The 7,966-nt window shown below is 55.6% G+C and carries 12 protein-coding genes; 1 reads left to right on the top strand and 11 read right to left on the bottom strand.

The window, feature by feature from the left end:
* Positions 1 to 153 precede the first annotated feature (153 nt).
* On the bottom strand, positions 154 to 855 hold the full coding sequence (locus ACMWKK_RS23880; RefSeq protein WP_045330828.1) for a pirin family protein: 702 nt from the start codon (positions 853 to 855) through the stop codon (positions 154 to 156).
* Between the two features lie 104 nt (positions 856 to 959).
* Here ACMWKK_RS23880 and yhaJ point away from each other — a divergent pair, with 104 nt between their 5' ends.
* Positions 960 to 1,862, top strand: coding sequence for a DNA-binding transcriptional regulator YhaJ (gene yhaJ / locus ACMWKK_RS23875; RefSeq protein ID WP_045330830.1), 903 nt, complete (start codon positions 960 to 962; stop codon positions 1,860 to 1,862).
* A gap of 39 nt (positions 1,863 to 1,901) precedes the next feature.
* Here yhaJ and ACMWKK_RS23870 read toward each other — a convergent pair whose 3' ends face one another.
* From ACMWKK_RS23870 to exuR, 10 genes are all read right to left on the bottom strand, one after another.
* Positions 1,902 to 2,267: a DUF805 domain-containing protein gene (locus ACMWKK_RS23870; RefSeq protein ID WP_045330833.1), complete on the bottom strand. Its 366-nt coding sequence runs from the start codon at positions 2,265 to 2,267 to the stop codon at positions 1,902 to 1,904.
* Between the two features lie 107 nt (positions 2,268 to 2,374).
* Positions 2,375 to 3,361, bottom strand: coding sequence for a glutathione S-transferase family protein (locus ACMWKK_RS23865; RefSeq protein ID WP_112781019.1), 987 nt, complete (start codon positions 3,359 to 3,361; stop codon positions 2,375 to 2,377).
* Positions 3,362 to 3,433: 72 nt separating this feature from the next.
* Positions 3,434 to 3,826, bottom strand: a complete 393-nt coding sequence (locus ACMWKK_RS23860) for a DoxX family protein (protein WP_023309292.1) — start codon at positions 3,824 to 3,826, stop codon at positions 3,434 to 3,436.
* 246 nt (positions 3,827 to 4,072) lie between these two features.
* Positions 4,073 to 4,369, bottom strand: a complete 297-nt coding sequence (locus ACMWKK_RS23855; protein WP_112781018.1) for a YqjK-like family protein — start codon at positions 4,367 to 4,369, stop codon at positions 4,073 to 4,075.
* Positions 4,366 to 4,764 carry a phage holin family protein gene (locus ACMWKK_RS23850; RefSeq protein WP_025759867.1) on the bottom strand — a complete coding sequence of 133 codons (399 nt, stop codon included), beginning with the start codon at positions 4,762 to 4,764 and terminating at the stop codon, positions 4,366 to 4,368. Before ACMWKK_RS23850 ends, ACMWKK_RS23855 begins: the two co-directional genes overlap by 4 nt.
* Before the next feature lies 1 nt (position 4,765).
* Positions 4,766 to 5,071, bottom strand: a complete 306-nt coding sequence (locus ACMWKK_RS23845) for a DUF883 family protein (protein ID WP_008503141.1) — start codon at positions 5,069 to 5,071, stop codon at positions 4,766 to 4,768.
* Between the two features lie 31 nt (positions 5,072 to 5,102).
* On the bottom strand, positions 5,103 to 5,471 hold the full coding sequence (locus tag ACMWKK_RS23840; RefSeq protein ID WP_045330841.1) for a DUF1090 domain-containing protein: 369 nt from the start codon (positions 5,469 to 5,471) through the stop codon (positions 5,103 to 5,105).
* A 143-nt stretch (positions 5,472 to 5,614) separates the two neighbouring features.
* Positions 5,615 to 5,998 (bottom strand): EnvZ/OmpR regulon moderator MzrA, encoded by a 384-nt coding sequence (gene mzrA / locus ACMWKK_RS23835; protein WP_045330843.1) that lies wholly within the window; start codon positions 5,996 to 5,998, stop codon positions 5,615 to 5,617.
* Between the two features lie 2 nt (positions 5,999 to 6,000).
* Positions 6,001 to 6,663, bottom strand: a complete 663-nt coding sequence (gene yqjA / locus ACMWKK_RS23830; protein WP_032642281.1) for a DedA family general envelope maintenance protein YqjA — start codon at positions 6,661 to 6,663, stop codon at positions 6,001 to 6,003.
* A 344-nt stretch (positions 6,664 to 7,007) separates the two neighbouring features.
* A complete protein-coding gene (gene exuR, locus ACMWKK_RS23825) occupies positions 7,008 to 7,784 on the bottom strand; it encodes a transcriptional regulator ExuR (RefSeq protein WP_045403469.1) in 777 nt (258 codons plus the stop codon).
* Between the last annotated feature and the right edge of the window lie 182 nt (positions 7,785 to 7,966).

The following is a 7,966-nucleotide window of genomic DNA, read 5'->3' as shown; positions in this document are numbered from 1 at the left end:
AGTAGCAAGGAACATAAAGTGAACGGAATGACCACTACAGCCGTATGTTCCCCCCCTCACCCCAACCCTCTCCCTCAATGGAGAGGGGGCCGACTGTGCTGGCATTATTTTGTGGGGATTCCTCAGCCCATTGGGAGAGGGTTAGGGAACTCTTTAAACCGGCAAATCAATCAGCAGCGCGCGCAGCGGCGTATCCGCCACAAGGGTGATATTCGCTTCATCACGAATAAACGCCCCGTCGCCGCAGGTGAGCGCCTCTTTCTCTTCCGTATGCGTCACCGCATGCACCGTACCGTGAATAGACTGTAAATAGGCGCGCGGACCATGAAGCTGGAAGCTCGCCTGTTCACCTTTCTTCAGCTCGATGTGATGCAGCCACACCTGCTGACGCAATTGCAGGCTGCCTTTGCTGCCATCGGGCGATGCAATCAGCTGCTGCCTGTCGCCCGTTAAATCTACCTTCTGCACCAGCGGATTTTCCCGCTCAGGGCAGGCGTCCAGCCACAGCTGCATGCGGGTCAGCGTTTTGTCTTTGCTGAGGTTGTGCTCGCTGTAGCTGATGCCCGGCTGCGTAGAAATTAACAGCGCTTCGCCAGCCTTTGCCTGGACATGATTGCCCTCGCTATCGCGGTATTCTGCCTCGCCTTCCAGGATCAGGTTCAGGATATCGACTTTCGGATACGTACGCGGCTGGAAGGAGGCGCCCGGGGCGAGCACTTCCTGATTCAGCACGCGTAATGAAGCGTAACCAAGGAGTTTAGGGTCAAAGTAGTGTCCAAAGGAAAAGGTGTAGCGGGCCTGCAGCCATCCGAAATCGGCTTGTCCGCACTGTTTAGCTGTTCTTGTCGTAATCATAAACTTGACCTCTCTTTACACTAAAACAATGGTAAAGGTATGGACGCTTCATTGTTAGCCAGATATTCTGCCTGGTATGTTCAAATTTCCTGAATGAGAACGAGATGGCTAAAGAGAGAGCATTGACGCTTGAGGCGCTTCGCGTCATGGACGCGATTGACCGCCGCGGCAGTTTTGCGGCGGCGGCAGATGAGCTGGGGCGCGTTCCGTCTGCGCTAAGCTACACCATGCAGAAGCTGGAGGAAGAGCTGGACGTGGTGCTGTTTGACCGCTCCGGTCATCGAACAAAATTCACCAACGTGGGGCGAATGCTGCTGGAGCGCGGCCGCGTGCTGCTGGAAGCGGCGGACAAGCTCACGACGGACGCCGAAGCGCTGGCGCGGGGCTGGGAGACCCACCTGACGTTAGTGACTGAAGCGCTGGTGCCGACTGAAGCGCTGTTCCCGCTGGTGGATCGCCTGGCGGCGAAGGCCAATACGCAGCTGTCGATCATCACCGAGGTGCTGGCAGGGGCGTGGGAACGTCTGGAGACGGGCAGGGCGGATATCGTCATTGCGCCGGACATGCACTTTCGTTCCTCATCGGAAATCAACTCGCGCAAGCTTTACAGCGTCATGAACGTCTATGTTGCCGCACCCAATCATCCAATTCACCAGGAGCCGGAGCCGCTCTCTGAAGTGACGCGCGTGAAGTATCGCGGCGTGGCGGTTGCGGATACCGCGCGCGAGCGTCCGGTGCTGACGGTGCAGCTGCTGGATAAACAGCCTCGTCTGACGGTGACCTCCCTGGAGGACAAACGTCAGGCGCTGCTGGCAGGGCTTGGCGTGGCGACCATGCCGTACCCGTTTGTGGAAAAAGATATTGCGGAAGGGCGGCTGCGGGTCGTGAGCCCGGAGTACACCAGCGAAGTGGACATTATTATGGCGTGGCGTCGCGACAGCATGGGCGAAGCCAAGTCGTGGTGCCTGCGGGAAATACCAAAGCTCTTTGCCCAGCACAACAAATAGCGAGTAGGCCCGGTCAGCGAAGCGCCACCGGGCTTTATCTTATGCGCCGATTTTAGGATCGGGACCAAAGCGGTTTTCGCCCGGCGTGCCGCTCTGGCAGTTGAAGATCAAAATCACAATCCACCCCACGATCGGGATCAGCAGCAGCAACAGCCACCACGCCGAACGATCGGTGTCGTGCAGACGTCGAAACTGCACGGCCCAGGAAGGCAACAGAATAAATAAGCCGTAAATTGAGGTGAGAACGCCTTCCCCGCTCGCCCACTCCCAGCCCAGAATTTTATCCACAATGCTTAGCACCAGCGCGAAGATGAAGTTCACCAGAATGAACATCCAGTACTCTTTGCGGCGGGCTCGGCCACCAAATCCAATGTAGTTGCGCAGTACGTTTAAATACCAGTCCATTTTTCCTTGCCTCAATAATCGGTCAATCACTTGTTTTTTAAGCGATCGAGATAAGGATAGATGGAGATGGTGAATTAAAAAAGGGCATCTATTGATGCCCTTGATATTTATCCAAAACGCACGTCGCGACCGTGCGGCTCATCCAGGTCCTGCCACGGGCCGATGGAGATGATGCCCGTCGGGTTAATGGTCTTGTGGCTGCGGAAATAGTGGGTGCGAATATGGTCGAAGTCGACCGTTTCGGCGATGCCCGGCATCTGGTAGATATCACGCAGGAAGCCGTACAGGTTCAGGTAGTCGCTGATACGGTGCTTGTCGCACTTAAAGTGGGTGACATAGACCGGATCAAAGCGCACCAGCGTGGTCCACAGGCGAATGTCCGCTTCCGTGAGGCGATCGCCCGTCAGGTAGCGATGCTGGCCCAGGATCTGTTCCAGACGCTCCAGGGATTCAAATACCTTCCCGACCGCTTCGTCATACGCTTCCTGGCTGGTGGCGAAACCTGCCTTGTAGACGCCGTTGTTGACGTTGTCGTAGATCCAGCTGTTCAGCTCATCAATCTTATCGCGCAGTTCAGTCGGGTAGTAATCTCCGGCGCGGGCGCCGTGCGCATCAAATGCGGTATTGAACATGCGGATGATTTCCGCAGACTCATTGCTGACAATGGTCTGGTTTTTCTTGTCCCACAGCACCGGCACGGTCACGCGCCCGGTGTAGTGCGGGTCGGCGCGAAGATAAAGCTGGTAGAGGAAATCATGGTGATACAGCTCATCACCGGTGGCGGCGGGGAAATCACCGTCAAACGTCCAGCCATTTTCCAGCATCAGCGGGTTGACCACCGAAACCGGAATCAAGGATTCAAGACCTTTAAGCTTGCGCACGAGCAGCGTGCGGTGTGCCCACGGGCAGGCAAGGGAAACATAAAGATGATAACGATCTTTCTCCGCCGCGAAGCCGCCTTCGCCGCTTGGGCCAGGTGCGCCGTCGGCGGTCAGCCAGTTACGGAAGGCTGAAACAGAGCGCTTGAAGCGTCCACCGGTGGATTGAGTGTCATACCAGACATCCTGCCAGACGCCGTCTACGAGTTGTCCCATTTGTTTCTCCTCCGTCAGATAGCAAAAGCGAGGAGATGTCTCCTCGCTTTGTGTTTATTCAGTATAGCGTGCTTACCATTTCTTATTCAGAACGCGGTCAATGCTGTACGCGCCCGGGCCAGTGACCGCCAGCAGCAGGAAGCCACCCGCGATGGTCAGGTTTTTCATGAACATCAGAGAGTTCACGCCTTCCGCAAAGTTGCTGTGGAAGATGAACGCGGTCAGCACGGTGAAGCCTGCGGTAAACAGCGCGGTGGTGCGGGTCAGGAAGCCGAACAGCACTGCCAGGCCGCCGCCGAACTCAAGAAGAATGGTCAGCGGCAGAAGGAACCCCGGAACGCCCATGGCTTCCATATACTGCTGGGTACCTGCATAACCGGTGATTTTGCCCCAACCAGCCACGATGAACAGAATTGGCATCAGAATACGCGCTACCAGTACACCAACATCTTCTAATTTTTTCATTTTACTCTCCGGGAAACCACATCAGCGGCTGAACGTTATTTGTCTGCAATTCCGGGTAGATACCGCGTCGTTGCTGTCGATGGAGAGCATCATAAACGTGACGGTTGGCGATTGTTAGCAAGGAAAACTGTCAATCTTTTTCAAAGATATTGAGTAAGGGGGGATTTTGCCGGGGGGCGGCTACGCCTTACCCGGCCTACGTTTGATCCGTAGGCCGGGTAAGCGCAGCGCCACCCGGCGAGAAGGCTACCGCAGCTGCTGCTGTCGAATCGTGGATTTCACCAGCCGCCAGGCGCTCCAGGCACCAAAACCGCGGCGCGCCCAGCGGATGAGCATATTCGGATGACGAACGGACCAGATGGCCATTACGCTGCTGCCGACCAGTGCCCATGAGCGCAGGCTCAGGACGGTATTCCAGCCCCGGTCAAACCGTCGCGTCGCGTCAATCCAGTCGCGGCGGCTGGCAGCCAGATCCAGCCGCTGCTGCTGGATCTGGCTCAGCAGGTACGCTTTTCGCTTTTGACGTTCGGCTTTACCGCTCACGGCTTGTCATCCTCCAGCAGGGCGCGATCGTTCGCCAGCTCCTGACGCGTATGGCGCAGGAAAGTGGACTGGCGCGCTTTACGCAGCGTCCAGATACCGCCTATCAAGGCTGCGACCAGCAGAACGACGGTGGTGGCAATCATTGCGTTAAGGCGATACTGCGGGTCGATGGCCCAGATGATTAACACCATCAGGCTCATCAAACCAAACGCGGCGAAGAGCATGGTTAGCCCGAGCATTAGCAGCATCTGGAAGAGGTTCGCTTTCTCCTCTTCCAGCTCGACCACTGCCAGCCGGACGCGCGTTTCGGCAATCCCGACCAGCGTCGTTAAGATACGCTGGCCGATGCCGAGGACGTTGTTAGCAGGCCCTTGTGCGTGACGAGGATCTTCCATATCAGCGACGCGTCAGCAGGACACCCAGTACCACACCCACTGCGGCACCAATCCCTACACCCGTCCATGGATTATCACGCACGTACTCGTCCGCGCGCGCAGCCGCTTCTCGGGTCTGTTTCGCCAACGCATCACCGGTTTCACCCAGGCGATAGCGGCTCTCCTTCAGCGCCTGCTCCGCCTTGCTGCGCAGCTTGCTGACCTCTTCTTTTGACTTGTCAGCCGAGGAGTTCAGCACCTCTTCAAGAGTGTCGGCCAGGGATTTCAGTTCAGCGCGCAGATGTTCAGACGTCGTATCTTTTGACATGATTCTCTCTCCTGTTGAGATTTCCGTTAACTCAATAATCGCGAGCTTCCAGCGCTTTCAGGTCGTCCTGCGCTTCTTTCAGCTTCCTCTCGCGCTTAGCAATTTTTTCCGCATCCCCTTTCTCTTTCGCTTCCTGCAGGTCGCGACGGCGCTCGGCAATCTCGTCCTTCTGTTCAGCGATTTTCTTCTGGCGATCGGCACGCAGCTTGCTGTCTGAACAGTTCGCTTTCACTTCGCTCAGCGCTTTTTTGAGACCATCAACACGGTGCTGATTGTTATGCTTTTCGGCATAGCCGATCTCACGCTGAATATCCTGTTCTTTCTCCTGACAGAGAGAGTTGGCGAAGGATGCTGTGCTTAAAGAAAAAAGGGCCAGAGCCAGAGTCATGCGGAATTTCATTATCGAAACCTTCCATTGTGTTGCGGTATCAGCCGCTATCCAAAGTTATGCGGAGTACATTCGAGGGGTGCTCCGCGTACTTAAGCATAGTAAGTAAACGGGGGAATCACCAAAGTGAGTGAAAAGATTCGGAATCCTGGAAGTTATCCAAACCGATGCGACGTATCGCGAATCAATGAGAGCCAGGCTGCAGGCTGGCTCTCATCTTCCTGCTGAGCAATGATATACCCGTGCGGCAGCGTGCGGTCGAGAACCACTTTCGCGGCGGCACTTTGCGCACGGGAATCAAACTTAATCAGTAAAACATCGTCCTGCGGGGTGATGCTCTTAAAGCGGATCCCGTTCGCGTCCAGATGATGCCAGACGGAAAAACCGTCAGGCACGCTGGCACCCTGATTTACCGGGCGGATCGCCAGCGTTGACTCCTGGTGCGACAGCGCGCGCCATGCCAGCAGCAGGGCGCTGAGCACGACCAGCGTAATCACGGCAAAGGCAAAGCGGCGCAGAGCGAGCGGTGAGATAACCATCGTCAGCCTTTGGCTCCGTATTTCTTTTTCCACAGGACGACCAGGGAGCCAACCAGGCCGAAGACCAGCAGCACCACAGGCAGCAGCATCAGGCAGGACATCAGCTGGTCTTCATATTTCATAAAGACCGGCGTTTTACCCAGCGCATAGCCGAGCGTCGTCAGAATAAGCACCCATAACAGACCGCTCATCCAGTTAAAGAACTGGAAGCGCGCGCTGCTCAGGCCTGACAGGCCGGCAATGGTAGGTAACAGGGTGCGGACAAAGGCGATAAAGCGGCCAATCAGCAGCGCGGAAAGCCCGTGCTTATGGAAAAGGTGGTGTGCCCGCTGGTGATAGTGCGCAGGCAGGTGCGAGAGCCAGTTCTGGACGATTCGGGTATTGCCCAGCCATCTTCCCTGGATATAGCTCACCCAGCAGCCGAGGCTTGCGGCGACGGTCAGCAATAAAATGGTTTGTGGAAACGCCATCGCCCCTTTGGCACACAGCACGCCCACGAGCACCAGCAAACTATCGCCGGGGAGGAAGGCTGCAGGCAGCAAACCGTTCTCAAGGAACAGGATCATAAACAAGACGAAATAGAGCATGCCAATCATGGAAGGGTTGGCCAGCGTTTCAAAATCCTGCGCCCAGAGGGCATGCAGTAGTTGGGTCAAAAGTTCCATTCAGTGTTCCTGGAAATCGGTTAACGTCACGCCTGTTATCCGGGACAAACAGTACGGCGACATTGTTGTGATTTCATTATGGTCGCTCGCGGACACATTGCGGTGTGGCCAACACTGTTCCCTGTTAATTGGCTGGTTAGCAAGCACTAACTTACAAAATAAGGAATTGAATCCAATTGTAACAAAGCCCAACGTTCTGCGTCACAGAATTTGCAGGGGCGAGTTGATTTTGGCGTAAGCCCAGGATGTGAGCGAGGGGATTTACAAAGGCTGACACTATATATGTTTTGCTTACTCCTGTAAGCCGGAAGGCGCAGCGTCGCGCCTGCCAGCAGAAACGTCAGCTATTTTGCGGCACTGGACGCCGTATCGAGATGAACAACCGGATTATCGGCAAAAAGATAGCGGTCAGCGTTAAATTCGAAGTCATCGCTGGTTTCATTGAACAGCATCTGCTTGGTGTTTTCCAGGTGCTGCCACATCGCCAGCTTGGCGGCATGCGGATCTTTACGAATCAGCGCCTTAAGGATTTTATCGTGATCGTCACACCAGTTGTCGACGGTGCGGGAATCGATATGGTCGTGCAGTTTTTTCCAGTACGGGTTGTGAACGCGCTGAGTCCACATTTTCTCAACGATTGCCGCCAGCGCCGTGTTTTGGGTTGCCAGGGCGACCTGAACGTGGAACTGCAGATCCCACTCGGAATCGCGGAAACATTTTTCCTTACGCGCGTTCTCCTGGATCTCCATCAGCTTCATGATGTCCTGCTTGGTCACCTGCGTCGCGGCAAATTCGGCAATATTGCTTTCAATCAGCTGGCGAGCCTGGAGCAGCTCAAACGGACCATAGCTGGCGAATTCCAGACTTTCGTCCGCGACGGGAGAGTGTTTCGGCAGATTGGATATGACGTGAATGCCGGAGCCTTTGCGGACCTCAACGTAGCCTTCCACTTCCAGCATGATGATCGCTTCGCGCACCACGGTGCGGCTGACGCTTTTTTCATCGGCGATGAAGCGCTCGGCGGGAAGTTTATCACCGACAAGATAGACCCCTTGCTCGATGCGATCTTTCAGCTCCGCAGCAAGTTGTTGATATAAACGACGTGGTTCGGTGATTTCCATATGCGCTCCAGGCAGGGTACGGCAGATGATTTGTTATACCACTTTTGCGTACCACTCTCCAGATTTTGCCATGAAAAAAGCCGCTAATGAGCGGCCTTTAAATGCCCGGCGGCGCTTCGCTTGCACGGGCCTACGGGTTTTGTAGGCCGGGTAAGGCGAAGCCGCCACCCGGCACAGCAACG

The sequence above is a fragment of the Enterobacter sp. 01-M-03-SI-ECC genome, assembly GCF_047530215.1.
GTDB lineage: Bacteria > Pseudomonadota > Gammaproteobacteria > Enterobacterales > Enterobacteriaceae > Enterobacter > Enterobacter chengduensis.
Note: the sequence above shows the minus strand (reverse complement) of the source record. Positions and strands in the feature narration are given on the sequence as shown.